Here is a 24,259-nt window from a genome sequence, read left to right on the forward strand (position 1 = left end):
CGGGGGCGGGCCGGGGCGCGGTCACCAGCGGTAGTCCAGGAACTTGCCGTCGAAGGTGATGACCACCCGGTCGCCGTCCGGGTCGGGACGGCGCGCGATGTCGACCTTGAAGTTGATCGCGCTCATGATCCCGTCGCCGAACTCCTCGTGGACGAGCTCCTTGAGCGCCGGGCCGTAGACCGACAGCGCCTCCAGCAGCCGGTAGACGGTGGGGTCGCTCATCGCGGCCGGGTCGCTGCCGCGGGAGGGCTGCAGCTGCAGGCTCTCCGCGACGGCCTCGTCCAGCTCCAGCAGCCGGCACACCGCCGCGGCCTGGTCGCGGGTCATCGGGTGCTGGCCGAGCAGGGCGGCGGTGGTCCAGACCAGCGGTGCGCCGAGCTCCTCGGCGAGCTGGGCCCAGGTCAGTCCGCGCCGGATCCGGGCGGCGACCACCAGGTCGGCGGCGTCGGCCTTGGGCAGGATCGGGGTCATCGAGCTCCTCGTGCACGGACGGCGGCGCGCCGGCACCGTCGGGCCCCGCCGGGACGTCGTCCCGGGCGGACCGCAGGTCGGAGCGGCATCGCTCCCCGGGTCGCCGGACCCCTCGGGTGAGGGGTTGCCGGAACGCTAGGGAGCGGGCGTGTCGGTCACGGCTCGCCGGCGTGACCCCTGCGGAACAAGCCCCTCACCGCGCCGGGGGAGCGGCGGTGAGGGCCACGACCCGGACCTCAGACGGCCAGGCGGTAGCCGCGCTTGACCACGGTCTCCACGACCGGCGCACCCAGTGCGGCGCGCAGCCGGGTCACCGCCATCTCCACCGCGTGCGCGTCGCTGCCGCCGGAGAGCTCGGTGAGCAGGTCGGGCCGGGACACCACCACGCCGGGCCGGCGGGCCAGCGCCCGCAGCACCGCCATCGGGCCGGGTGGCAGCTCCACCAGCCGCCCGTCCAGGACGGCGGCGTGCCCGCGCACCTGCAGGGTGTGCGGCCCCAGCTGCAGCACCGGGTGCCGGGCGGGCAGCGCGGCGACCACCTCGCGGGCCAGGGCGCCGAGCCGGGCGCGTTCGGGCTGGACGGCGCGGATGCCCACCGCCTCCAGCGGGCCGGCGGTCACCGGGCCGACGGCGACCGGCAGCACGGCGTCGGCGAACGCGGCCAGCACCCCGGTGCGCACGCCCTCCTCGCCGGCCACCTGCAGCAGGCTGGCCGCGGCCGGCGCGCTGGTGAAGGTGACCGCGTCGACCCCGCGGGCGGCGATCGCCGCCACCAGCCGGCGCAGCGGCGCGGTGTCCTCGGGCAGCACCCAGCGGTAGACCGGCACGGTCAGCACGTCGGCACCGGCCCGGCGCAACCCCGCTACGAGGTCGGGCAGGGGGTCGCCGTGCAGCTGGACGGCGACCCGTCGTCCCTCGATGGGGCCCTCGGCCCCGGACAGCAGGTGCGCCAGCACCTCCGCGGAGCTCTCCGACTCCGGGGACCAGGCGTCCACCAGGCCCGCTCCGCGGATGGCGCCGCGGGCCTTCGGGCCCCGGGCCAGCACCCGGGCGCCCTGCAGGTGCTCGCGCAGCGGGAGGTCCCAGGCCTCGGCCGCCTCCAGCCAGCCGCGGAAGCCGACGCCGGTGGTGGCGACGACCAGGTCCACCGGCTCGGCGAGCACCTCCCGGGTGGCCGACACCAGGTCGGCGTCGTCGGACAGCGGGACGATCCGGATCGCCGGGGCGTGGACCACCCGGGCGCCGCGCCGGTCGAGCAGCGCGCCCAGCTCCTCGCTGCGCCGGGCGGCGGTGACCGCGACCGTGTAGCCGGCCAGCGGCAGCAGCTCGACGGCCGGGGCGGGCTCGGCCGGGTCGGAGCCGGGCCCGCGCGACTGGCGCCGGGGCGCCAGGGGCCCGGTCGTCTGGGGCTCGGTCGTGAGGGGCTCGGCCGTGAGGGGCTCGGTCGTCTGGGGCTCGGCACCCGCCGGGGCAGGGTCGACCGAGCTGTCCACCGGGAGGTCGGGCGTGCTGTCGGTCACCGGTCCATGGTGCGTCCTCGGTGTTCCAGCCGTGTGACGGCCGGGTCGACGCGTCGTGCCCGAGCCGGTGCGGGCGCGGGGGTGCGTGCCGGTGCCGGCCCGGAGCCGGCGTCCGTGTCCGTCGTCCGTGCCCGCTCAGTCCAGCCGGGTGAAGGCCCCGGGCCCGTCCGGGACGGCCGGTGCGCCGTCGACCCGCAGGTCGGCCCGGGCCCGGGTGTCCTCGGCGGCGAAGACGGCGGCCTCCTCGGCCTGCCACCGCAGCCACTGCGCCTGCAGTGCCTCGCCGTCGCGGTCCAGCCCGCGGCGCAGCCGCAGCCCGGCCGGTGCCTCCACCCAGACCCGCAGGGTGGTGAACCGGTCCCACGCGCGTGGGGCGCTGCCGCAGCCCTCGACCACCAGGGCAGGCGCGACCGGCACGACCGTGGGCTCGTCGGCGAACTCCTCCCGGGCCCAGTCGTAGCGGTGGTAGGCGCCGGGCCGGGCCTCGCGCAGTGGCCGCAGCACGCCCTCGGCCAGCCGGTCGGTCGCCCCGGCCAGCGTCCAGCCCGCGTAGACGTCGTCCATGTGGACCAGGGGCGCCGCCAGCGCCGCGGCCAGCCGGTCGCCGAACGTGGTCTTGCCCGATCCGGCCGGGCCGTCGACGCAGACCAGCCGGGTCGCCCCCAGCCGCGGCGCCGAGGCGAGGACCGTGGCCGCGAGCGCTGCGAACGTGCCGCCGGCTGCCGCTCTCACCTGCACCCCTGCACTCTGCCAGCGGGTGCGTGCAGGATGGGGACGTGCCTGCCGACCCCGCGCCCGCCCCGGTCTCCGCCGTCCCGCGCCGGCTGCGGCTGATCACCGCGCTGATGGCCGCCGGGCTCGTGCTCGCGATGACGGTGGTGGCGGTGCTGCTCAAGGAGTCGACCACCGGCGTCGTGTCCTTCCAGACCGCCGACCAGGTGGCGATGATCGGGCTCGGACTGGCGATGGGCGCCGGGGTGCTGCTGCTGGGCCGGTCCCGGGTCGACGCCGACGCCGACGGGATCCGGGTGCGCAACGTCCTCATGAACCACGACCTGCCGTGGGCGGCCGTGCGGGCGGTGCGCTTCGACGAGCACTCGCCGTGGGCCTCGTTGCTGCTGGGCAACGGCGACGAGCTGGCCGTCTCCGCCGTCCAGGCCGCCGACGGGGCCCGGGCACTGACCGCCGTCCGCGGGTTGCGGGCGCTGCTGGCCGACCACCAGGCCCGGCACGCCGTCCCCGAGCCGGACCTGCTCTACCCCGACTGAGGGGTCCGCGGACGGCGCCGGGCACCCGGGAATGACGCGGGGCACCCGGACGCTGTACTGTGAGCTCGCCTCCCCCCGCTACATCGAGGCGCGTGAACCACATGGTGGCCGGGTCCGTCCCGGTCACTGACCAAAGAGGAGCCCGCTCCCACCTGGCGCCGTCACAGGCGCCCAGGTCCCCGGTTCGCGGTGACCGGCACGTCCGGCCACCGCCGCTGCGCAGCACCCTGCCCCGGGTGACGTGCAGCGTCCGGCGAGTGGGCCCCGTGAGCAACCGCTCACGGGGCCTTTTCCGTCGGTGCCCGGGCGGGCTGACGAGCTCCTCCCCGCAGCAGCAGAGGAGAGGCCATCACCGAGCCCCGCATCAACGACCGCATCCGCGTCCCCGAGGTCCGCCTGGTCGGACCCGAGGGCGAGCAGGTCGGCGTCGTGTCGATCAACGAGGCCCTGCGCCTGGCGCAGGACTCCGAGCTCGACCTGGTCGAGGTCGCCCCCATGGCGCGACCGCCCGTGGTCAAGCTCATGGACTACGGCAAGTTCAAGTACGAGGCCGCCCAGAAGGCCCGCGAGGCCCGGCGGAACCAGGCGCTCACCGTCATCAAGGAGATGCGCCTGCGCCTCAAGATCGACCCGCACGACTACGAGACCAAGAAGGGCCACGTCGAGCGCTTCCTCAAGGGCGGCGACAAGGTCAAGATCACCGTGATGTTCCGCGGTCGCGAGCAGTCCCGCCCCGAGATGGGCTACAAGCTGCTGCAGCGGCTCGCCGGCGACGTCGCCGACCTCGGGGTGGTCGAGTCCAACCCGAAGCAGGACGGCCGGAACATGGTCATGGTGATCGCCCCGCACCGGAACCAGGCGGCGACCGACGCGGCGCGGCGGAGCGCCAAGCAGGAGAAGCAGGCCGCCAACGACGCACCGGCGGAGCAGGCACCTCCCGCCTGAGCGGTCGGCACCACCCAGACGCACCGGGCGCCGCGCAGCACACTGCTGCGCGGCGCCGGGCAGACACGAACAGGACGCAGAGATGCCGAAGAACAAGACGCACAAGGGCACTGCCAAGCGCATCCGCGTGACGGGCACCGGGAAGCTGGTGGGCGAGCACCAGAACAACCAGCACAAGTTCGAGGCCAAGTCCTCGTCCCGGAAGCGCCGCATCAGCGGCACCGGGGTGCTGTCCAAGGCCGACACCCCCCGGATGAAGAAGCTCCTCGGTCTCTGACCGCCCCTTACCTGACGAGCAGAACGGAGCTCTCACGTGGCACGCGTGAAGCGGGCGGTCAACGCCCAGAAGAAGCGTCGTACGACCCTCGAGGCGGCCAGCGGTTACCGCGGCCAGCGCTCGCGGCTGTACCGCAAGGCCAAGGAGCAGATCCTCCACTCGGCCACCTACAACTACCGCGACCGCAAGGTCCGCAAGGGTGACTTCCGCAAGCTGTGGATCACCCGGATCAACGCGGCCGCGCGGCAGAACGACATGACCTACAACCGCTTCATGCAGGGCCTCAAGCTGGCCGGCATCGAGCTGGACCGTCGTGTCCTGGCCGAGCTCGCCGTGAACGAGCCCGCCACCTTCGCCTCGCTGGTCGAGTCCGCCCGGGCCGCCCTCGTCGCGAACCCCGAGGCGACCGGCGCCGCTGCCGCCTGACGCAGCACCCAGCACCACCTCACGACGCCGTCGTGAGCAGGCCCACGGACCTGCTCACGACGGCGTCGTCGTCTGTCGCCCCAGGAGAGGAACCGCTGTGCCCGATGTGCTGACCGAGCGCTCCGCGCGGGTCGCCGCTGCCCGCAAGCTGACCCGGCGCAGCGGCCGGGACGACGCCGGCGCCTTCCTCGCCGAGGGCCGGCAGGCGGTCAGCGAGGCGCTGGCCGAGGCCGCCACCGACCCCGGCGCCGTCCGGGAGCTGTTCGTCACCGAGGCCGCCGCCGCGACGCACGGCGAGCTGCTGGCCGGCACCCGGGTGCCGGTGCACCTGGTGACCGAGCGGGCCGCGGCGTCGCTGTCGGAGACGGTCACCCCCCAGGGGCTGGTCGCCGTGTGCGCGCTGCGCGACGTGCCGGCGCAGACCCTGGTCGCCGACCCGCCGCGACTCGCGGTGGCGTTCGCCGAGCTGAACGACCCGGGCAACGCCGGGACGGTGCTGCGCACCGCCGACGCCTGCGGGGCCGGTGCGGTGGTGTTCGGCGCCGGCTCCACCGACCCGTACCACGGCAAGGTCGTGCGCAGCAGCGCCGGCAGCCTGTTCCACGTCGACGTGGTGCGCAGCACGCCGCTGGCCGAGCTCGTCCCGCAGGTGCAGGCCGCCGGGGTGACGGTGCTGGCCGCCGACGGCGGGGGAGAGGTCTCCCTGGACGCCGCCGGTGACCAGGGGCTGCTCGCCGCGCCGGTGCTCTGGCTGTTCGGCAACGAGGCCCGGGGCCTGGACCCGCAGCTGGCCGCCGCGGCCGACGCCCGGGTGCGGATCCCGATGCGCGGCCGGGCGGAGAGCCTCAACCTGTCGGTCGCCGCCTCGATCTGCCTCTACGTCACCCAGCTCGCGCAGTAGGAGGGCCCCGCTGCCCCCCACCGTTCGCAAGCTCACGGCGGGACCCTGCGGCGGGGCCGGACCGCAGGACTACACGGCTGCGTCGGCGGGGTGCTTGGCGGCGTACATCCGGGCGTCGGCGCGGTGCAGCAGCGGGCCGAACTCGGCGCCGTCCTCGGGGTGCACGCTGACCCCGATGCTGGCCGACACCTGCACCGGCGCACTACCCAGCAGCACCGGTTCCCGGACCGCGGCGCACAGCTGCCCGGCCACCTGCCGGGCCTCCGCCTCTGCGGTGGCCGGGTCCAGGCCGGGCAGCCCCACCAGGAACTCGTCCCCGCCGAGCCGGGCGAGCAGGTCACCGCGCCGGAGCCGGGCGCGCAGCCGGTCGGCCACCACCTGCAGCAGCTCGTCGCCGGCCGCGTGCCCCCGGGCGTCGTTGACCGCCTTGAAGCCGTCCAGGTCCAGGAAGAGCAGCGCCACGGCGTCCCCACCCAGCCGCGCCTGCCAGAGCGCCGCCTCCATCCGCTCCTCGAAACGGCGCCGGTTCGGCAGCCCGGTGAGCGGGTCGGTGTAGGCCAGCTCCTCGATCTGGGCCAGGTGACGCCGGGTGCGGTCGCGCTCCTGCAGCAGTTCGCGCTCGGCCGTGACCCGGGCCGTGACGTCGGTCTGCACCCCGATGTACTGCACGACGGCGCCGCCGGCGTCCAGCACCGGCGCCAGGTGGATCTCGTTCCACCACGGCTCCCGCTCCGCGCCCCGGTGGTTGAGCAGCGTCGCCCGGAACTCCGCGCCCTCGCGGACGGCCGCCCGCATCCGGGCCACCACCCCCGGGTCGGTGTCCGGGCCCTGCAGGAACCGGCAGTTGCGGCCCAGCACCTGGGCGGCGCTGAGCCCGGCGAGCTGCTCGAACGCCGCGTTCACGTAGACCAGCGGCTGGTCGGGGGCGGTCATGTCGGCGATGGTGACCCCGCTGGTCGTCGCGGCCAGGGCGCGGCGCAGCAGCACCTCCTCGACGGTCCCGCCGTCGGGGGCCACGGCGGGGACGGCGGCCGGCTGCCCGTGGTCGGCGTCCACCGGGCCGGCCGGCGCCGGTTGCGCGGCGACCCGGGCCACCAGCGCGACGCCGGCCCGCTCCACGGTGCGGCGGTCGTAGGTCAGCGCGTACTCGTAGCGTCGCTGCCGGTCGGGGCCCTCGTCGCCGAGGTCACGGGCCAGCAGCGCGGCACTGAAGTGCGGGCTCAGCACCACGACGTCCCACTCGCCGCGCACCGGGTCGGTGGGCGCCAGGTCGGCGCCGCGCACGCCGGGCACCGGCTCGACGGGCAGGTCCGCGCCGAGGGCGGCGACGAAGCCGGTGCGGGCGACCAGGTCGCGGTACCGCAGCGACGTGGCCGGCGTGAAGTGCCGGGCCTCCTGGAACGTGGCGGCGACGACGCAGGTCTCGCCGAGCCGCATCGCCTGGCGCTCCAGGTGCTTGCTCAGCTCGATCAGCAGGGCCTTGGGCGCGGTGCGCAGCTGGGTGCCCTCGGGCAGGCAGCCGAACGGCGAGTCGGTGGCGCCGGCCGTGCGCAGCTGCGCGGGGGGCAGGTCGAGCGCGCCGACGGGGCGGTCGGTGACCGCGGTCGGGCCGGGGCGCCCGAAGTACCAGCCCTGCCCGAGGCTCGCGCCCAGGGCCGAGGCCATGGCCAGGTGCTGCTCGTCCTCGATCCCCTCGGCGAGCACCAGCGCGCCGGTCCGCTCGGCATAGCCGTTGACCGCGTTCATGATCTCGGCGACCGCCGGCCCGGGACGCTGCTGCACCAGCCGCAGGTCCAGCTTCACCACGTCGGGGCGCAGCAGCGGCATGAACGCCAGCGACATCGACTCCGCGCCGACGTCGTCCAGCGCCACGCCCCAGCCCACCTCGCGCACCCGCTCGACCGCGCGCAACAGGTCGGCCGGGCGGGTCGCCAGGGCCCGTTCGGTGATCTCCACGACCACCCGCAGGCCGGCCGGCGCGGTGGTGGCGATGGCGAGCAGCTCGTCCATCGGAGCGGACTCCAGCACCTCGGGTTCGACGTTGACGAACACCGTGAGCGGTGGGCGCAGCTCGGCCGCGACCGCGCCGCGCAGCGCGGCCGAGCGGCACAGCCGGTCCAGCTCGGCGAGGCGCCCGGCGGCACGCGCGGCGGCGAAGAGGGCGTCCGGGGTGTGCAGTGGCCCCTGCGGCCCGCGGGCGAGCGCCTCGTAGGCCACCACGCGCCCGGTGTCCAGCTCGACGATGGGCTGGTAGGTGCTGTGCACCGCGCCGGTGGACAGCACCTCGTCGATCGTCGTGATGGTCTGCTGCGTGGCGGTCACCCCGGGAGGATCGGCTCGTCCCCGGCCCGGCACGCGTCGCTCGGGAGGGGAGCCACCCGGTGGGGTGAGCCCCCGCCGCGGAACCGGGGCGCGCTGCCGGCGGTGCGGCGGGCAGAATGGCCTCCCGTGTCTGGCGCCAACGACCCCTACGACCCCAAGCAGGTCGCCGCGCTGTCCGCGGAGGCCCTCGACGCCGCGGTGCAGGCGGCGATCGAGGCGTTCGCCGGGGCGGGTGACCTGGAGGCCCTCGCCGCCGTCCGGCCGGCCCACCTGGGCGACCGGGCGCCGGTGCTGCTGGCCCGCCGCGAGCTCGGTGCCCTGCCACCGGCCGCCCGCTCGGACGCCGGCAAGCGGGTGAACGCCGCCCGCGTCGCGGTCACCGAGGCGTACGCCGAGCGGCTGGCCGCGCTGGAGGCCGAGCGGGACGAGCGGGTGCTCGCCGAGGAGCGCGTCGACGTAACGCTGCCCTGGGACCGGGCGCCCCGCGGGGCCCGGCACCCGCTCACCACGCTGACCGACCGGATCGCCGACGTCTTCGTCGCCATGGGCTACGAGGTCGCCGACGGGCCCGAGCTCGAGGCGGAGTGGCTGAACTTCGACGCCCTGAACACCGGCCCCGACCACCCGGCCCGGTCGCTGGCCGACACCTTCTTCGTCGCTCCCGAGGACTCCGGCCTGGTGCTGCGCACGCACACCAGCCCGGTCCAGGCCCGCACGATGCTCGAGCGCACCCCGCCGATCTACGTGGTCGCTCCGGGCCGGGTGTACCGCACCGACGAGCTGGACGCGACGCACACCCCGGTGTTCCACCAGGTGGAGGGCCTGGCCGTCGACCGCGGGCTGACCATGGCCCATCTGCGCGGCACGCTGGACCACCTGGCCCGCTCGCTGTTCGGCGCCGATGCACAGACCCGCTGGCGCCCGCACTTCTTCCCCTTCACCGAGCCCTCGGCGGAGTTCGACGTCTGGTTCCCCGAGCACCGCGACGGCCCGCAGTGGGTCGAGTGGGGCGGCTGCGGGATGGTCAACCCGCGGGTGCTCACCGCCTGCGGCATCGACCCGGAGGTCTACACCGGGTTCGCCTTCGGCATGGGCATCGAGCGGGCCCTGCAGTTCCGCTCCGGCGTCGGCGACATGCACGACATCGTCGAGGGCGACGTCCGGTTCACCACAGCGTTCGGAGTCGAGCAGTGAAGGTCCCCGTCAGCTGGCTGTCCGAGCTCGTCGACCTCCCGGCCGGCATCACGGTCGAGGAGCTCGACGCCGCCTTCATCCGGCTCGGCCTGGAGGTCGACGCCGTCGTCCGCCCGCCGGTCACCACCGGCCCGCTGGTGGTCGGTCGGGTGCTGGAGATCGAGGAGCTCACCGGCTTCAAGAAGCCGATCCGGTACTGCCAGGTCGACGTCGGCGAGGAGTCCCCGCGCGGCATCGTCTGCGGCGCCCGCAACTTCGCCGTCGGCGACCTCGTCGTCGCCGCCCTCCCGGGTGCGGTGCTGCCCGGCGACTTCGCCATCGCCGCCCGGACGACGTACGACCACGTCTCCGACGGGATGATCTGCTCGGTCCGGGAGCTCGGCATCGGCGAGGACCACGCCGGCATCCTGGTGCTCGGCCGCGACGGGTACACCCCCGGGACGCCGGCCGCCGGCGTCCTCGGTCTGGACGACGTCGTCTTCGACCTCGAGGTGACCCCCGACCGCGGCTACGCGATGAGCCTGCGCGGCATCGCCCGCGACCTGGCCGCAGCGCTGGCCGTCGACTGGCGTGACCCGGCGGCGCTCACCCCGCCGGCGTGGTCGGGCGAGCCGGCCTGGCAGGTCACCGTCGCCGACCCCGAGCGCTGCGACCGGTTCTCCGTGGTCGCCCTGGAGGGCCTGGACCCCGCCGCACCCAGCCCGTGGGAGCTCCGCCGCCGACTGACCCAGTGCGGCGTGCGCAGCATCTCGCTGGCCGTCGACGTCACCAACTACGTGATGCTGGAGCTCGGGCAGCCGATGCACGCCTTCGACCGCGACCGGCTCACCGGCCCGGTCGAGGTGCGGCTGGCCCGTGCGGGGGAGCGGCTGACCACCCTGGACGGCGTCGACCGCGCGCTGACCGATGACGACCTGCTGATCGCCGACGGGTCCGGCCCGATCGGGCTGGCCGGGGTGATGGGCGGGGCGTCGACCGAGATCGGCGACGGGACGACGAGCGTGCTGCTGGAGGCCGCGCACTGGGCCCCCACCGGCATCTCCCGTGGCGTCCGGCGGCACAAGCTGCCCAGTGAGGCCGCCAAGCGCTTCGAGCGCGGCACCGACCCCGAGGTCACCGTGGTCGCGCTGGCCCGCGCCGCGGCACTGCTGGTCGAGCACGGCGGCGCACGCGTCGTCGGTGCGCCGGTCGACCTCGACGTCCGCGGTCCCCGACCGGTCATCGCCCTGGACGCCGCCCTTCCCGGGCGCATCGCCGGTGTCGACTACCCGGTCTCCCAGGTCGTCGACGTGCTGCGGGCCCTGGGCGCCACGGTCGACGCCGGCGGCGAGCGGCTGGCGGTGACCCCGCCGTCCTGGCGCGGCGACCTCACCGACCCGGCCGACCTGGTCGAGGAGGTCGTGCGGTCCGTGGGCCTGGACGAGATCCCCTCGGTCCTGCCCAGCGTGCCCCCCGGCCGTGGGCTGACCGAGCGCCAGCGCCGCCGGCGCAGCATCGGTCGCGCACTGGCCGAGGCCGGCTACGTCGAGGCGCCGGCGTACCCGTTCCTGGGCACGACCGTGCTCGACGACCTGGGCATCCCGGACGACGACGAGCGCCGCACGTTGATCACCCTGCGCAACCCGCTGTCGGAGGAGGCGCCGGCGCTGCGGACGACGCTGCTGCCCGGGCTGCTGGCCTCGCTGGCCCGCAACCTGGCTCGCGGCCAGCGCGACGTGGCGCTGTTCGAGCACGGCTCGGTCTTCCCCGGTGGGCTGACCGGCACCGCCCCCGTGCCCGGCGTCGATCGCCGTCCCGACGACGAGACGCTCGCCGCGCTGCTGGGCGCGGTCCCGGAGCAGCCCTGGCACGTCGCCGTGGCGCTGACCGGCAACCGTGAGCCGCGCGGCTGGTGGGGGCCGGGGCGCCAGGTCGACTGGGCCGACGCCGTGCAGGCGGCCCGGGTGGTCGCCGCTACGGCCGGGGTCGAGCTGACCGTCCGCGCCGGTGACCTGGCGCCCTGGCACCCGGGCCGCTGCGCGCAGCTGCTGGTCGGCGACCGGGTGGTCGGCCACGCCGGCGAGCTGCACCCGCGGGTGGTCGCTGCGCTGGAGCTGCCGCCGCGCACCTGCGTGATGGAGCTGGACGTCGACGGGCTGCCCCCGGCCCCGGTGCAGACCGGCCCGCACGTCTCCACCTTCCCGCCGGTGCTGGTCGACCTGGCGCTGGTCGTCCCCGACGACGTGCCGGCCGCGGCCGTCGACGCGGCGGTCCGGGAGGGGGCCGGGGAGCTGCTGGAGTCGCTGCGGCTCTTCGACGTCTACACCGGCTCCTCGGTCGCCGCCGGGTCGAAGTCGCTGGCCTACGCGCTCACCCTGCGCGCCCCGGACCGCACGCTCACCGGCGAGGAGGCCAACGCGGCACGGGACGCCGCCGCGGCACTGGCCGCCGAGCGGACGGGGGCGGTCGTCCGTGGCTGATGGAGGACCCCGTCCCCACCCTTCGCGAGCTCAGGGCGGGCCCCTGGACGGGGCCGGTGCCGACCGGGACACAGAACTGTCGGGGACCGTCGCGCTGGTCACCGGGGCCTCGGCCGGGATCGGGCGGTACCTGGCGCAGGGGCTGGCCGAGCGTGGCGCGACCGTGGCCGGGATGGCCCGCTCGGCCGACCGGCTGCGCGCCGCGATGGACGAGGTCGCCGCGGCCACCGGTGCGCGCACCCTGGCCGTGGCCGCCGACGTCACCGACCCCGACGCCGTCCAGGACGCCGTCGCCCAGGTGACCGGGGAGCTCGGGCCGGTCACCCTGCTGGTGAACAACGCCGGCCTGATCGACGCCGCCGAGGTGCCGCTGTGGGAGGCCGACCCGGACCAGTGGTGGCAGGTCGTCGAGAGCCAGGTGCGCGGTCCGTTCCTGCTCTCCCGTGCCGTCGTCCCCGGCATGATCGCCGCCGGCGGGGGCCGGGTCATCGGGCTGGCCAGTGGCCTGGGCACCCGGGGGAGCGACGTCTACAGCGCCTACTCGGCCGGCAAGACCGCGCAGATGCGGATCACCGAGGGGATCGACCTGGCCGGCGCGGCCCACGGGGTCCGGGCGTTCGACCTGGCGCCCGGGGTGATCGACACCGCGATGACCCGGGCGATGGCGATGCACGCCGGGCGCACCGAGTGGACCCGGCCGGAGGACGTCGTCGCGCTGGCCGTGGCGATCGCCGCCGGCGAGCTGGACCAGTGGTCCGGCCGGTTCTTCCGGGCGGGTGCTGACGACCTCGGCGTGCTGCGGGCCACCACCCCGGAGGGCACCGCCCGCCAGCTGCGCCTGCGCCCGTACGGAGCCGACGACCCGATCGGCTGACCGCTCAGCAGACCGCCGCGAACAGCCGTGCCGCGCCGGTGACCTCCAGCATCCGCCGGACCGTCCGGGAGGGCCGGCGGAGCTCGGGCAGCGCTCCGCCCCGGCGGGCGTGTTCGGTCTCCCGCACCAGCAGCCGCAGCGCGCGGCCGTCCAGGAACGTCGCGGCGGAGAGGTCGACTGCTCCCGCTCCGGACGCGCGCGGCCCGGCGGCGTCCCAGGCGTCGACCACGGAGCTGTCGACCTCGCCGCGCAGGGTGAGCACGGCGACGCCACCCTCCTCGACCAGGTCGATCCTGCCGGGCAGCTGCTGGACGTCGCTCATGCCGGTGTTCCTCCCCCTCCCGGCGTGGTCAGCCGGACTGGGGTGCACTGTGCCCGGCCCTGCTGACAGAACCGCTGGGCGCTGCCTGGCAGTCGGCTGGCAACGCCTCAGCCGGCCGGCTCCTCGACCACCCAGATCGTGTTGCCGTCCGGGTCGCGCAGCGCGAACAGCAGGGGCGCGCCGGGCACCCGGGTCGGGGCGGGGTCGAGGTCGACGTCCCCGCGGACCGTGAGCCGGGCGTGCTCGGCCAGCACGTCGGTGGACTCCACCCCGACGACCCCGCCGCCGGGGGAGCCGCCCATCGGCGGGTTCAGCGCCAGGCGCGCGGACGAGCCGGGCGGGGCCACCTCCAGCCAGCGGTCCGTGCCGTCCGCGCCGAAGCGCTCGTCACCGCGCACCTCGAAGCCGAGCACCCCGGTGTAGAAGTCCCGGGCGGCGTCCTGGTCGGTGACGGCGAACATCGTCACGGCGAGCTGGGTCAGCGTGGTGCTCTGCGTCTGTGTCATGCCGGTCAGACCGGCGCCGGACGCAGAACTCATCTGCCGTCGCTCGGCCGGTCAGAGCACGGTGGCCAGCGCCCGGGGCGCGATGTCGACCGAGACGGGGGTGTCGGCCGCCAGCTCCACCAGCTCGCCGTCCAGCTGCAGCGGCATCGGCACCAGCGGGGTGAACGCGTAGTGCGTGGCGCTGGGCTGCGGACCCAGCCCACGGGTGGCCGCCCGGACCGCGGTGGCCAGCACCCGCAGCTTGCCGGTGCGCTCCTGGGTGACCACCTCGAAGCGCCCGTCGTCGGGGGCGGCGCCCTCGCTCAACGTCGCGTACTTGGCCATCTGGGAGATGTTGGCGAACAGCAGGCTGTCGACCGTGCGCTGCTCCCCGTCCTCCAGCCGGACCGGGAACGGGCGGAACCGCCAGAACCCGCGGACCACCGAGACCAGCTCCCGCCAGGACCCCTTGCCGCCCTTCTCCAGGTCGACGGCCACCACGGGGGTGAGCCCGACGCCGATGTAGGAGTGGGCGTAGCGGGTCTGCGCGGTGGCACCGCTGCCGAGGGTGAGCCGGAGCAGGTCGATCCGCTGCACGTCCCCGGCCACGATGGCATCGGCCAGGTGGTGCGCCCGCGTCGTCCGGCGGTGGTCGTTGGCGTTGCCGGCGGCCCGGACGGCGCAGACGGCCCGGTCGTTGCCGGCCTCGACGACCCCGTTGACGACCTCGTTGTAGCCGCCGTCGCCGCTCACCGAGACCAGCAGCGGGCTCCCGGTGGAGGCGACCTCCCGGGCGATCTCGCGGGCGTGCCCGGCGCGCTGGGTCGGGCGGAGGTCCACCGGTACGGCCGGGAGCCGCTGCACCAGCTCGGTGCGCAGGTCCTCGGCCGACCGGGCCGCGTTCCCGGTGCTGTGCGGGTTGAAGACGATGACGATCCGGTCGAACGGGCTCACGGGTCTCCTCGGAGGCGGGTGGGCGGGTCGGCGGGCGACGGGGTGGAGAGCCCGCTGCTCACTGCCCAGCCGGCGGTGGTGGCACGCACGACCCGGTCACTGCACAGTCATGCATGACCCGGTATGGTCATGCATCGTGAGTCAACAGACGTGGACGGTCGGGGTCACCGGCGCCACCGGGTACGCAGGCGGTGAGGTGTGCCGGCTGCTGGCCGGGCACCCGCACCTCCGGCTGACCGGGGTGCACGCCAACTCGAGCGCCGGCCGACGCCTGGGCGAGCTGCAGCCGCACCTGCTGCCCTACGCGGACATGACCGTGCAGCCCAGCGACGCCGCGGCCCTGGCCGGGTACGACGTCGTGGTGCTGGCCCTGCCGCACGGGGAGTCCGCCGCGATCGCCGCGCAGCTGCCCGATGACGTCCTGGTCATCGACTGCGGCGCCGACCACCGGCTGAACGACCCGGCCGCCTGGGCGCGCTGGTACGGCGGCGAGCACGCGGGGCACTGGCCCTACGGGCTGCCCGAGCTGCCCGGCCAGCGGCAGCAGCTCACCGGCGCCCGGCGGATCGCCGTCCCCGGTTGCTACCCGACCTCGGTCACCCTGGCGATGGCCCCGGCACTCGCCGCCGGCCTGGTCACCCCGGACGTCGTCGTGGTGGCGGCCAGTGGCACCAGCGGTGCGGGCAAGTCGGCCAAGACCCACCTGCTCGGCAGCGAGGTGATGGGCTCGGCCAGCGCCTACGGCGTCGGCGGCGTGCACCGGCACACCCCGGAGATGGTGCAGAACCTGTCACAGGCCGCCGGTAGGACGGTCGGCGTGAGCTTCACCCCGACCCTGGTGCCGATGAGCCGCGGCATCCTGGCCACCTGCTCGGCGCCGCTGGCCGAGGGCGCGGACGCCGACTCCGCCCGGGCCGCCTACGTCGAGGCATACGCGGACGAGCCGTTCGTGCAGCTGCTGCCCGAGGGGCAGTGGCCGACCACCGCCGCGGTGCTGGGCGCCAACACGGTGCAGCTGCAGCTCGCGGTCGACCCGGACGCCGGCCGGCTGGTCGTCGTCGCCGCGGTCGACAACCTCACCAAGGGCACCGCCGGTGCCGCCCTGCAGTGCGCCAACCTCGCCCTGGGGCTTCCCGAGACCACCGGCCTGCCGCTCGTGGGGGTCGCACCGTGAGCGTCACCTCCCCGCGGGGCTTCCGGGCCGCCGGCGTCGCCGCCGGGCTGAAGTCCAGCGGCGACCGGGACGTCGCCCTGGTCGTCAACGACGGCCCGGACGACGCCGCGGCCGCTGTGTTCACCACCAACCGCTTCCCGGCCGCGCCGGTGCTCTGGAGCCGGCAGGTCCTCGCTGCCCACCGGCTGCGCGCCGTCGTGCTCAACTCCGGCGGCGCGAACGCCTGCACCGGGCCGGAGGGCTTCGGCGACACCCACGCCACCGCCGAGCACGTCGCGAGCGCGCTCGGGTTGGGCGCGGTCGACGTGGCGGTGGCCTCCACCGGCCTGATCGGCGTCCGGCTGCCGATGGAGCGGCTGCTGGCCGGGGTGACCGAGGCGGCCGAGGGCCTCTCGGCCGACGGTGGTCCCGACGCCGCCCGGGCGATCATGACCACCGACACGGTGCCCAAGACGACGACCCAGGCCGGGGACGGCTGGACCGTCGGGGGGATGGCGAAGGGCGCGGGCATGCTCGCCCCGTCGCTGGCCACCATGCTGGTCGTGCTCACCACCGACGCCGCCGTCGCCCCGGACGTGCTGCAGCGGGCGCTGGCGGCGGCCACCAGCGTGAGCGTGGAGCGGGTCGACTCCGACGGCTGCCTGTCCACCAACGACACCGTCATCGCGATGGCCAACGGCGCCAGCGGCGTCACCCCGTCGGAGGACGAGCTGACCGCGGCCCTGACCGCGGCCGCCACCGACCTGGCGATGCAGCTGCTGGCCGACGCCGAGGGATCGACGAAGGACATCGCGATCACCGTCCGCAACGCGGCGTCGGTGCACGACGCGCTGACCGCCGCGCGGGCCTGCGCCCGCAACAACCTGCTCAAGACGGCGCTGTTCGGCAACGACCCCAACTGGGGCCGGGTGCTCGCCGCGATCGGCACCACCGACGCCGCGTTCGAGCCCGACCAGGTCGACGTGACCATCAACGGGGTGACCGTCTGCCGCAGTGGCGCGATCGGCGACCCGCGGGAGGGCGTCGACCTGACCGGGCGGGCCGTCACCATCGACGTCGACCTCCGGGCCGGCGCCGAGCAGGCCACGATCTGGACCAACGACCTGTCCCTCGCCTACGTGCACGAGAACTCGGCCTACTCGACATGACCAGCGACACCCCGGGCGCCGCCCAGGACCCGACCCCACCCGACCTCGCCCCCGACCAGGTGGCCCCCGCCGGCCCTGCCCCCGACGAGGTGACCCCGGCCGGCCAGCAGGACCCGACGCCGCCGGACGTCCCGGTCGACGAGACGCCCCCGCGCCGGTCGATCGGCACCCACCGGGTGATGCGGGTCAACGACCCCGAGGGCGACGCGGCCAAGGTCGCCGTCCTCACCGGTGCGCTGCCCTGGCTGCGCGAGTTCCACGGCAACGTCGTGGTGGTCAAGTACGGCGGCCACGCCATGGTCGACGAGGACTGCCGCCGCGCCTTCGCCGAGGACATGGTCTTCCTCCGCACCTGCGGCATCCTCCCCGTGGTCGTGCACGGCGGCGGCCCGCAGATCAGCGGCATGCTCAACCGGCTGGGCATCGCCAGCGAGTTCCGCGGCGGGCTGCGGGTGACCACCGAGGAGACGATCGAGGTCGTCCGGATGGTGCTCACCGGTCAGGTCGGCCCCGAGGTGGTCGGCCTGATCAACTCGCACGGCCCGCTGGCCGTCGGGCTCTCCGGTGAGGACGGCGGGCTGTTCACCGCCGAGCGCACCCACGCGATCGTCGACGGCGAGCCGGTCGACGTCGGGCTGGTCGGCGACGTCGTGGCCGTCGACCCCGCCCCGGTCACCGCGCTGCTGGCCGCGGGCAAGATCCCGGTCGTGGCCACCGTGGCCCCGGACGCCGACGGCCAGGTGCACAACGTCAACGCCGACACCGCCGCCGCCGCGCTCGCGGTGGCGCTCGGCGCGGTGAAGCTCGTGGTGCTCACCGACGTCGAGGGCCTCTACGCCAACTGGCCCGACCGCGACTCGCTCGTGGAGCAGATCGACGCCACCGAGCTCGCCGAGATCCTGCCCGACCTGGACGCCGGGATGATCCCGAAGATGGCCGCCTGCCTGCGGGCGGTCGAGGGTGGGGTGAAGCGGGCGACGGTCGTCGACGGCCGGCTGCCGCACGCCCTGCTGCTGGAGATGTTCACCACCGAGGGCACCGGCACGATGGTCGTGCCTGCCGAACCGACACCGGAGGGAGTGGCAGCACCGTGACGCACACCGAGGAGCTGGCCACCCGCTGGTCGGCCGTGATGATGGGCAACTACAAGACCCCGCCGGTGGCCCTGGCCCGCGGGGCGGGTGCCACCGTCTGGGACGTCGACGGCACCGCCTACACCGACATGCTCGGTGGCATCGCCACCACGATCCTGGGCCACGCCCACCCGGCGGTGGTGCACGCGATCACCGCCCAGGCACAGCTGCTCGGCCACGTGTCGAACCTGGCGATGCACGAGCCCGGCGTCCTGCTGGCCGAGCGGCTGCTGGAGCTGGCCGGCCGGTCGGGGCGGGTGTTCTTCTGCAACTCCGGCGCCGAGGCCAACGAGGCCGCCTTCAAGATCAGCCGGTTGACCGGCCGGCCCGAGGTCGTCACCGCGATCGGCTCTTTCCACGGCCGCACCATGGGCTCCCTCGCCCTCACCGGCCAGCCGGGCAAGGCCGCGGCCTTCGCCCCGCTGCCCGGCGGTGTGCGGCATGTGCCCTATGGCGACGCCGAGGCGTTGCAGCTCACCGACGCGACCGCGATGGTGCTGCTCGAGCCGATGCTGGGGGAGGGCGGCGTGCTGCCCGCCCCGGCCGGTTACCTGGCCGCCGCCGCGTCGGCTGCCCGCGACGCCGGCGCGCTGTTCGCCCTCGACGAGGTGCAGACCGGGATGGGCCGTACCGGGCACTGGTTCGCCCACCAGGCCGACGGCCTGCAGCCCGACGTCGTCACCCTCGCGAAGGCGCTGGGGGGCGGCCTGCCGCTGGGCGCGACGCTGGCCTTCGGTCCGGCGGCCGAGCTGCTGACCGCCGGCTCACACGGCTCCACCTTCGGCGGCAACCCGATCGCTGCCGCCGCCGCCCTCGCCGTCCTGGACACCATCCGCGACGAGGGGCTGCTCGAGCGGGCCAAGGAGATCGAGCACCGGGTCACCGCCGGGATCGAGGCGCTCGGGCACCCGGGCATCGGCGGCGTGCGGGGTCAGGGGGCGCTGCTCGGCGTCGTCCTCACCGCGCCGGTCGCGGCCGCGGTGGAGGCGCAGCTGCGTGCCGCCGGCTTCCTGACCAACGGGGTGGCGGCCGACGTCGTCCGGCTCGCCCCGCCGCTGGTCGTCACCGACGCCCAGCTCGACGCCTTCGTCGCCGCGCTCCCCGCGGCCCTCGACGCCGCTCTCCAGGAGGCAGACCAGTGACGGTCCGGCACTTCACCAAGGACGACGACCTGACCCCGGCCGAACAGGCCGAGGTGCTCGCGCTGGCCTCGCAGCTCAAGGCCGGACGGCACACCGCGGAGGCACCCACCCCGCTGCGCGCGCCCAACGGCGCCCCGAAGCCGGTGGCCGTGCTCTTCGACAAGCCCTCCACCCGCACCCGGGTCAGCTTCTCGGTCGGGATCACCGAGCTCGGTGGCTTCCCGCTGGTCGTCGACGCCGGGGCCAGCCAGCTCGGCCGCGGCGAGTCGGTCGAGGACACCACCCGGGTGCTCGACCGGCAGGTGGCGGCGATCGTCTGGCGCACCTTCGGCCAGGACCGGCTGGAGACCATGGCAGCCACCAGCCGGGTGCCGGTGGTCAACGCGCTCACCGACGACTACCACCCGTGCCAGATCCTCGCCGACCTGCAGACGGTGCAGGAGCGGCACGGCCGGCTGGCCGGGCTGACCTTCAGCTACCTCGGCGACGGCGCCAACAACATGGCGCACTCCTATCTGCTGGGTGGGGCGCTGGCCGGGATGCACGTGCGGATCGGCTCGCCGGAGACCTTCCAGCCCGACCCCGCGGTGCTGAAGCGGGCCGCGGAGATCGCCTCGGAGACCGGTGGCTCGGTGCAGTGGACCGCCGACCCGGCCGCGGCCGCCGACGGTGCCGACGTGCTGGTCACCGACACCTGGGTGTCGATGGGCCAGGAGGACGAGTACGCCACCCGGATCGCGCCGTTCGAGCCCTACTCCGTCGACCAGGCCGCGCTGGCCCGGGCCGCCGCCGACGCCGTCGTGCTGCACTGCCTGCCCGCCTACCGCGGCAAGGAGATCGCCGCCGAGGTGATCGACGGACCGCAGAGCGCGGTGTGGGACGAGGCGGAGAACCGGCTGCACGCCCAGAAGGCACTGCTGGCCTGGCTGCTGGAACGGTCCGCATGACGTCCGGCGTCACCGGGCGGACGGGGCGCTCGTGACCACCGCGCTCACCCGGCAGGCGCGGCACGCGCGGATCGTCGAGCTGATCACCGCCGGACCGGTCACCTCGCAGACCCAGCTGGCCCGGCTGCTGGCCGAGTCCGGCGTCGAGGTCACCCAGGCGACGCTGTCCCGGGACCTGGAGGAGCTCGGCGCGGTGAAGCTGCGCGGGTCCGACGGCGCGCCGGCGTCCTACGTGCTGCCGCCGGAGAACGCCCCGCTCCGCCCGGCGCAGTCCGCACCGGCCCGCTTGACCCGGCTGCTGGCCGACCTGCTCACCAGCGCCGAGGGCAGCGCCAACCTGGCCGTCGTCCGCACCCCGCCGGGCGCCGCCCAGTTCCTGGCCTCCGCGCTGGACAAGGTGGGCCTGCCCGACGTGCTGGGCACCATCGCCGGGGACGACACTCTGCTGGTCGTCTCCCGCGCCCCCGACGGGGGCGCCGCGCTGGCCGACCGGCTCCGCGCGCTCGCCGAGCGCGCCCCGGTGGCCTCCCACGACCCCGACCTCACCGACGACGGAGAAGAGAGCACACCGTGACGGAGCCGAACGGCGCCAGCCAGACCCGCCTGTGGGGCGGCCGGTTCGGTGGCGGGCCCTCCCCGGCGATGGCCGCACTGTCCAAGTCCACCGACGTCGACTGGCGGCTGGCCCCCTACGACCTGGCCGGCTCTCGGGCGCACGCCCGGGTGCTGCAGCGGGCCGGGCTGCTGACCGTGGACGAGCTGGCGAAGATGATCGGCGCGCTCACCGAGCTGTCCGCCGAGGTCGCCGACGGGTCCTTCACGCCGATCGAGGCCGACGAGGACGTGCACGAGGCGCTGGAGCGCGGCCTGCTGGAGAAGCTGGGCGCCCTCGGCGGCAAGCTGCGCGCCGGCCGCAGCCGCAACGACCAGGTCGCCACCGACCTGCGGCTCTACCTGCGGCACAACGTGCGCCGCCTGGTCGGCGAGCTCGCCTCGCTGGAGTACGCGCTGATCGGCCTGGCGCTGCGCTACCGGGACGTCGCCGCGCCGGGCATGACCCACCTGCAGCACGCGCAGCCGATCCTGATCGCCCACCAGCTGCTGGCCCACGCCCACTCGCTGTCCCGGGACGTCGACCGGCTGCTGGACTGGGACAAGCGCGCCGCGGTCAGCCCGCTGGGCTCCGGCGCCCTGGCCGGCTCGTCCCTGCCCCTGGACCCCGACGGCGTCGCCGCCGAGCTCGGCTTCGACCGGGCGGCGGACAACAGCATCGACGCGGTCAGCGACCGCGACTTCGCCGCGGAGTTCTGCTTCGCCGCCGCGCTGATCGGCGTCCACCTCTCCCGGCTGGGGGAGGAGGTCGTGCTCTGGACGTCGACCGAGTTCGGCTGGGCGAAGCTGGACGACGCCTGGGCGACCGGGTCGTCGATCATGCCGCAGAAGAAGAACCCCGACATCGCCGAGCTGGCCCGCGGCAAGGCCGGCCGGTTCGTGGGCAACCTGACCGGCCTGCTCACCATGCTCAAGGGCCTGCCCCTGGCCTACGACCGTGACCTGCAGGAGGACAAGCAGCCCGTCTTCGACTCCGTCGAGCAGCTGCTCCTGCTGCTGCCCGCGGTCACCGGCATGGTCGCCACTCTGACGCTGCGACCCGAGGTCATGGAGGCGGCCGCTCCGCAGGGCTTCGCGCTGGCCACCGACGTCGCCGAGTGGCTGGTGTCCACCGGCGTCCCGTTCCGGTCCGCCCACGAGATCAGCGGGGCGATGGTCGCCTTCTGCGAGGAGGCCGGGCTCGAGCTGGACGAGCTGGACGACGAGCAGCTGGCCGGCATCGACGAGCGGCTCACCCCCGAGGTGCGCACCGTGCTGCACGTCGAGGGCGCCCTGGCTGCCCGCGGCGCGCGGGGCGGGACGGCGCCCGAGCGCGTCGCCGAGCAGCTGACGTCGCTGGCTGAGCTGGCCAAGGACCACGCCGACTGGGCAGCGCACTCGCCGGTGGCGGCGGCGCTCTGACGTCCCGGGGAGCGGGGCCGTGAACGACGCCGTGCCGCCGTCCGGCCCCGGGCCCCTCATCGCCGAGGAGGAACTGCTGGGGCCGGTCGACGAGGTGGCCCGTGCACTCCTGGGTTGCTGGGTGGTCACCGACCGGGCCGAGGGGCAGGTGGCGCTGCGGCTCACCGAGGTGGAGGCCTACTCCGGCCAGGGCGAGGACCCGGCGTCACATGCCCACCGGGGCCCGACCCCGCGGGCGGAGATCATGTTCGGGCCGCCCGGGCGGCTCTACGTCTACTTCAGCTACGGCGTGCACTGGTGCGCCAACGTCGTCGTCGGTCCGGCCGGGCGTGGGTCGGCGGTGCTGATGCGTGCCGGTGAGGTCGTGGTGGGGGAGCCGGTGGCCCGGGCCCGGCGTCCTGCCGCTCGGGTGGCGCGGGACCTGGCACGTGGCCCGGCTCGGCTCACCCAGGCCCTGGCCATCGGCCCGGACGACCGCGGAGCCCGCCTGCTCGACCCCGCGTCGTCCGTGCGGCTGCACGTCGGGACGCCGCCGTCGCGGATCTCCACCGGACCCCGGGTGGGGATCAGCGTGGCGACCGACCTGCCGTGGCGGTTCTGGGAGACCGACGCCCCGTCGGTGAGCGTCTTCCGGGCGGGTGGGAAGCCACGGCGGGGGAGTGCCAGGCAGGATGGGCGACCGTGACCTCTGCACCTCCCGGGACCGACGCGCCTTCCGTGATCGACGAACTGCACCGCCGCGGGCTGATCGCCCAGAGCACCGACGAGGACGCCCTGCGCGCCCACCTCGCGGAGGGGCCGGTCACGTACTACTGCGGCTTCGACCCGACCGCGGCGAGCCTGCACGTCGGGCACCTGATCCAGTTCATGGTGCTGCGTGCGCTGCAGCGGGCCGGTCACCAGCCGATCGTCCTGGTCGGCGGGGCCACCGGGCTGATCGGTGACCCGCGGCCGTCGTCCGAGCGGCAGCTGAACGACCCGGCCCAGGTGGCGATCTGGGTCGACCGCATCCGGCGGCGGGTGGCTCCCTTCCTCGACCAGCCGGCGGCCGAACAGGGCCTGCGGGCGCCCATCTACGTGGACAACCTGGAGTGGACGTCGCCGCTGTCGGCGATCGACTTCCTCCGGGACCTCGGCAAGCACTTCCGGGTCAACCGGATGCTGGCCAAGGAGGCGGTCTCGGCGCGGCTGAACTCCGACGCCGGGATCAGCTACACCGAGTTCAGCTACCAGATCCTGCAGGCCAACGACTTCCGGGAGCTGTTCCGGCGGCACGGCTGCACGTTGCAGAGCGGCGGCTCCGACCAGTGGGGGAACATCACCGCCGGCGCGGACCTGGTGCGGCGCACCGAGGGCGCCTCGGCCCACGCCCTGGCGACACCGCTGATCACCACCGCCGACGGGAAGAAGATCGGCAAGACCGAGGGCGCCACGATCTGGCTCGACCCCGAGCACACCAGCCCGTACGCGTTCTTCCAGTACTGGCTCAACATCGACGACGTCGACGCCCGGGCCTGGCTCCCGCTGTTCTCCGAGCGCCCCGCCGACGAGGTGGCCGCGCTGGTCCGGGAGTCGGAGGAGCGACCGGCCTCCCGGGCGCCGCAGCGTGCCCTGGCCGAGGAGCTGACCCGGCTGGTGCACGGCCCCCAGGAGCTGACCCAGGCCGAGGCCGCAGGCCGGGCCCTGTTCGGCCGGGCGGAGCTGACGGAGCTCGACCCACAGACGCTGGCCGCCGCGCTCACCGAGGCCGGCGCCGTCGAGGTCGACGACCCGGCGGTGCCGGTGGCGACGTTGCTGCAGCAGGCCGGCCTGGCCTCGTCACTGTCGGACGCGCGACGCACGGTCAAGGAGGGCGGGGCCTACGTCAACAACGTCCGGGTGACCGACGCCGAGGCCGTGCCGGCCCCGGCTGACTGGCTCCCCGGCGGATGGCTGGTGCTGCGCAAGGGCAAGCGGTCCGTGGCCGGTGTGCACTGCCCCGGGGCGGCGCCGACCGCCTGAGCAGGGCGTCCGCAGGTCCGGCCGAGACGTGTGAACGCCGGGTGACGGGGATGTTCCGGGCAGGTGGCGCGCGTCACCCGCCCCGGGTTTGACACGTCCCGCGGAGCCACGTAACTTTCTCTCTGCGCCGGGAACGACCGCGAGGCCGGGACCGGGCGCCGAAGCGAGACAACACAAGCCGGAGACGACGACCCGAGAGGGTCTGATTCGCCGCGCGTCCGCTCCTTGAGAACTCAACAGCGTGCCGAAAGTCAGTGCCAAGTAACAAATCCCTGGGCACTGC

At 75.2% G+C, this 24,259-nt stretch carries 24 protein-coding genes; 17 read left to right on the forward strand and 7 right to left on the reverse strand.

The annotated features are described in order from the left end of the window. Positions 1-21 precede the first annotated feature (21 nt). From cynS to HLA93_RS19675, 3 genes are all read right to left on the reverse strand, one after another. On the reverse strand, positions 22-471 hold the full coding sequence (cynS, locus tag HLA93_RS19665; protein ID WP_222196141.1) for a cyanase: 450 nt from the start codon (positions 469-471) through the stop codon (positions 22-24). 236 nt (positions 472-707) lie between these two features. Continuing rightward, positions 708-1,991, reverse strand: coding sequence for a uroporphyrinogen-III synthase (locus HLA93_RS19670; RefSeq protein ID WP_308128253.1), 1,284 nt, complete (start codon positions 1,989-1,991; stop codon positions 708-710). A 135-nt stretch (positions 1,992-2,126) separates the two neighbouring features. Next, positions 2,127-2,729, reverse strand: a complete 603-nt coding sequence (locus HLA93_RS19675) for a uridine kinase (RefSeq protein ID WP_246627159.1) — start codon at positions 2,727-2,729, stop codon at positions 2,127-2,129. Between the two features lie 38 nt (positions 2,730-2,767). On the opposite strand from HLA93_RS19675, the gene HLA93_RS19680 reads away from it, so the two are divergent. From HLA93_RS19680 to HLA93_RS19700, 5 genes are all read left to right on the forward strand, one after another. Continuing rightward, positions 2,768-3,259, forward strand: coding sequence for a PH domain-containing protein (locus HLA93_RS19680; RefSeq protein WP_308128254.1), 492 nt, complete (start codon positions 2,768-2,770; stop codon positions 3,257-3,259). Positions 3,260-3,622: 363 nt separating this feature from the next. Beyond that, the gene (infC, locus tag HLA93_RS19685; RefSeq protein WP_308128258.1) at positions 3,623-4,204 is read left to right on the forward strand and encodes a translation initiation factor IF-3; all 582 of its coding nucleotides are present in this window, start codon (positions 3,623-3,625) and stop codon (positions 4,202-4,204) included. An 82-nt stretch (positions 4,205-4,286) separates the two neighbouring features. After that, positions 4,287-4,481: a 50S ribosomal protein L35 gene (gene rpmI, locus HLA93_RS19690; RefSeq protein WP_222196142.1), complete on the forward strand. Its 195-nt coding sequence runs from the start codon at positions 4,287-4,289 to the stop codon at positions 4,479-4,481. Positions 4,482-4,517: 36 nt separating this feature from the next. Continuing rightward, entirely contained in the window at positions 4,518-4,907 is a 390-nt protein-coding gene (gene rplT / locus HLA93_RS19695; protein ID WP_222196143.1) for a 50S ribosomal protein L20, read from the forward strand. 97 nt (positions 4,908-5,004) lie between these two features. Then, positions 5,005-5,808 carry a TrmH family RNA methyltransferase gene (locus tag HLA93_RS19700; protein ID WP_222196144.1) on the forward strand — a complete coding sequence of 268 codons (804 nt, stop codon included), beginning with the start codon at positions 5,005-5,007 and terminating at the stop codon, positions 5,806-5,808. 69 nt (positions 5,809-5,877) lie between these two features. Here HLA93_RS19700 and HLA93_RS19705 read toward each other — a convergent pair whose 3' ends face one another. Beyond that, positions 5,878-8,130 (reverse strand): diguanylate cyclase domain-containing protein, encoded by a 2,253-nt coding sequence (locus HLA93_RS19705; RefSeq protein WP_222196145.1) that lies wholly within the window; start codon positions 8,128-8,130, stop codon positions 5,878-5,880. A gap of 126 nt (positions 8,131-8,256) precedes the next feature. Here HLA93_RS19705 and pheS point away from each other — a divergent pair, with 126 nt between their 5' ends. From pheS to HLA93_RS19720, 3 genes are read left to right on the forward strand one after another with little or no spacing between them, the layout of a single operon-like run. Next, positions 8,257-9,324 (forward strand): phenylalanine--tRNA ligase subunit alpha, encoded by a 1,068-nt coding sequence (gene pheS, locus HLA93_RS19710; RefSeq protein WP_222196146.1) that lies wholly within the window; start codon positions 8,257-8,259, stop codon positions 9,322-9,324. Beyond that, positions 9,321-11,783 carry a phenylalanine--tRNA ligase subunit beta gene (pheT, locus tag HLA93_RS19715; RefSeq protein WP_222196147.1) on the forward strand — a complete coding sequence of 821 codons (2,463 nt, stop codon included), beginning with the start codon at positions 9,321-9,323 and terminating at the stop codon, positions 11,781-11,783. The genes pheS and pheT overlap by 4 nt, the downstream gene beginning before the upstream one ends. Next, complete coding sequence (locus HLA93_RS19720) at positions 11,776-12,657, forward strand: SDR family NAD(P)-dependent oxidoreductase (protein ID WP_308128255.1); 882 nt, start codon at positions 11,776-11,778, stop codon at positions 12,655-12,657. The genes pheT and HLA93_RS19720 overlap by 8 nt, the downstream gene beginning before the upstream one ends. Before the next feature lie 4 nt (positions 12,658-12,661). Here HLA93_RS19720 and HLA93_RS19725 read toward each other — a convergent pair whose 3' ends face one another. The 3 genes from HLA93_RS19725 to HLA93_RS19735 all read right to left on the reverse strand — a co-directional run bounded on the left by HLA93_RS19725 (position 12,662) and on the right by HLA93_RS19735 (position 14,418). Then, the gene (locus HLA93_RS19725; RefSeq protein ID WP_222196148.1) at positions 12,662-12,979 is read right to left on the reverse strand and encodes an STAS domain-containing protein; all 318 of its coding nucleotides are present in this window, start codon (positions 12,977-12,979) and stop codon (positions 12,662-12,664) included. A 107-nt stretch (positions 12,980-13,086) separates the two neighbouring features. After that, complete coding sequence (locus tag HLA93_RS19730) at positions 13,087-13,485, reverse strand: VOC family protein (protein ID WP_222196149.1); 399 nt, start codon at positions 13,483-13,485, stop codon at positions 13,087-13,089. A 51-nt stretch (positions 13,486-13,536) separates the two neighbouring features. Then, entirely contained in the window at positions 13,537-14,418 is an 882-nt protein-coding gene (locus HLA93_RS19735) for a diacylglycerol/lipid kinase family protein (RefSeq protein ID WP_222196150.1), read from the reverse strand. Between the two features lie 136 nt (positions 14,419-14,554). Between HLA93_RS19735 and argC the strand changes: the two genes are divergently transcribed. From argC to tyrS, 9 genes are read left to right on the forward strand one after another with little or no spacing between them, the layout of a single operon-like run. Beyond that, positions 14,555-15,592: an N-acetyl-gamma-glutamyl-phosphate reductase gene (gene argC / locus HLA93_RS19740; RefSeq protein ID WP_308128256.1), complete on the forward strand. Its 1,038-nt coding sequence runs from the start codon at positions 14,555-14,557 to the stop codon at positions 15,590-15,592. Further along, complete coding sequence (gene argJ / locus HLA93_RS19745) at positions 15,589-16,740, forward strand: bifunctional glutamate N-acetyltransferase/amino-acid acetyltransferase ArgJ (RefSeq protein ID WP_222196151.1); 1,152 nt, start codon at positions 15,589-15,591, stop codon at positions 16,738-16,740. Before argC ends, argJ begins: the two co-directional genes overlap by 4 nt. Beyond that, positions 16,737-17,834 (forward strand): acetylglutamate kinase, encoded by a 1,098-nt coding sequence (argB, locus tag HLA93_RS19750; protein WP_246627161.1) that lies wholly within the window; start codon positions 16,737-16,739, stop codon positions 17,832-17,834. The genes argJ and argB overlap by 4 nt, the downstream gene beginning before the upstream one ends. After that, positions 17,831-19,015, forward strand: coding sequence for an acetylornithine transaminase (locus tag HLA93_RS19755; RefSeq protein WP_222196152.1), 1,185 nt, complete (start codon positions 17,831-17,833; stop codon positions 19,013-19,015). The genes argB and HLA93_RS19755 overlap by 4 nt, the downstream gene beginning before the upstream one ends. Next, positions 19,012-19,962, forward strand: coding sequence for an ornithine carbamoyltransferase (gene argF, locus HLA93_RS19760; protein ID WP_222196153.1), 951 nt, complete (start codon positions 19,012-19,014; stop codon positions 19,960-19,962). The genes HLA93_RS19755 and argF overlap by 4 nt, the downstream gene beginning before the upstream one ends. A gap of 31 nt (positions 19,963-19,993) precedes the next feature. Continuing rightward, positions 19,994-20,536: an arginine repressor gene (locus tag HLA93_RS19765; protein ID WP_222196154.1), complete on the forward strand. Its 543-nt coding sequence runs from the start codon at positions 19,994-19,996 to the stop codon at positions 20,534-20,536. Next, the gene (gene argH / locus HLA93_RS19770) at positions 20,533-21,975 is read left to right on the forward strand and encodes an argininosuccinate lyase (RefSeq protein ID WP_222196155.1); all 1,443 of its coding nucleotides are present in this window, start codon (positions 20,533-20,535) and stop codon (positions 21,973-21,975) included. Before HLA93_RS19765 ends, argH begins: the two co-directional genes overlap by 4 nt. A 19-nt stretch (positions 21,976-21,994) precedes the next feature. Next, positions 21,995-22,660, forward strand: coding sequence for a DNA-3-methyladenine glycosylase (locus tag HLA93_RS19775; RefSeq protein ID WP_308128257.1), 666 nt, complete (start codon positions 21,995-21,997; stop codon positions 22,658-22,660). Then, the gene (gene tyrS / locus HLA93_RS19780) at positions 22,657-23,976 is read left to right on the forward strand and encodes a tyrosine--tRNA ligase (protein ID WP_222196156.1); all 1,320 of its coding nucleotides are present in this window, start codon (positions 22,657-22,659) and stop codon (positions 23,974-23,976) included. The genes HLA93_RS19775 and tyrS overlap by 4 nt, the downstream gene beginning before the upstream one ends. Positions 23,977-24,259: the final 283 nt, after the last annotated feature.

The sequence above is a fragment of the Modestobacter italicus genome (assembly GCF_019799965.1).
Classification (GTDB): Bacteria; Actinomycetota; Actinomycetes; order Mycobacteriales; family Geodermatophilaceae; genus Modestobacter; species Modestobacter italicus_A.

What these genes read in the sequence shown, in the direction of transcription:
- cynS (WP_222196141.1), bottom strand. Translation starts at nt 471, where the DNA reads ATGACCCCGATCCTGCCCAAGGCCGACGCCGCCGACCTGGTGGTCGCC.
- rpmI (WP_222196142.1), top strand. Translation starts at nt 4,287, where the DNA reads ATGCCGAAGAACAAGACGCACAAGGGCACTGCCAAGCGCATCCGCGTG.
- HLA93_RS19725 (WP_222196148.1), bottom strand. Translation starts at nt 12,979, where the DNA reads ATGAGCGACGTCCAGCAGCTGCCCGGCAGGATCGACCTGGTCGAGGAG.
- HLA93_RS19730 (WP_222196149.1), bottom strand. Translation starts at nt 13,485, where the DNA reads ATGACACAGACGCAGAGCACCACGCTGACCCAGCTCGCCGTGACGATG.
- argB (WP_246627161.1), top strand. Translation starts at nt 16,737, where the DNA reads ATGACCAGCGACACCCCGGGCGCCGCCCAGGACCCGACCCCACCCGAC.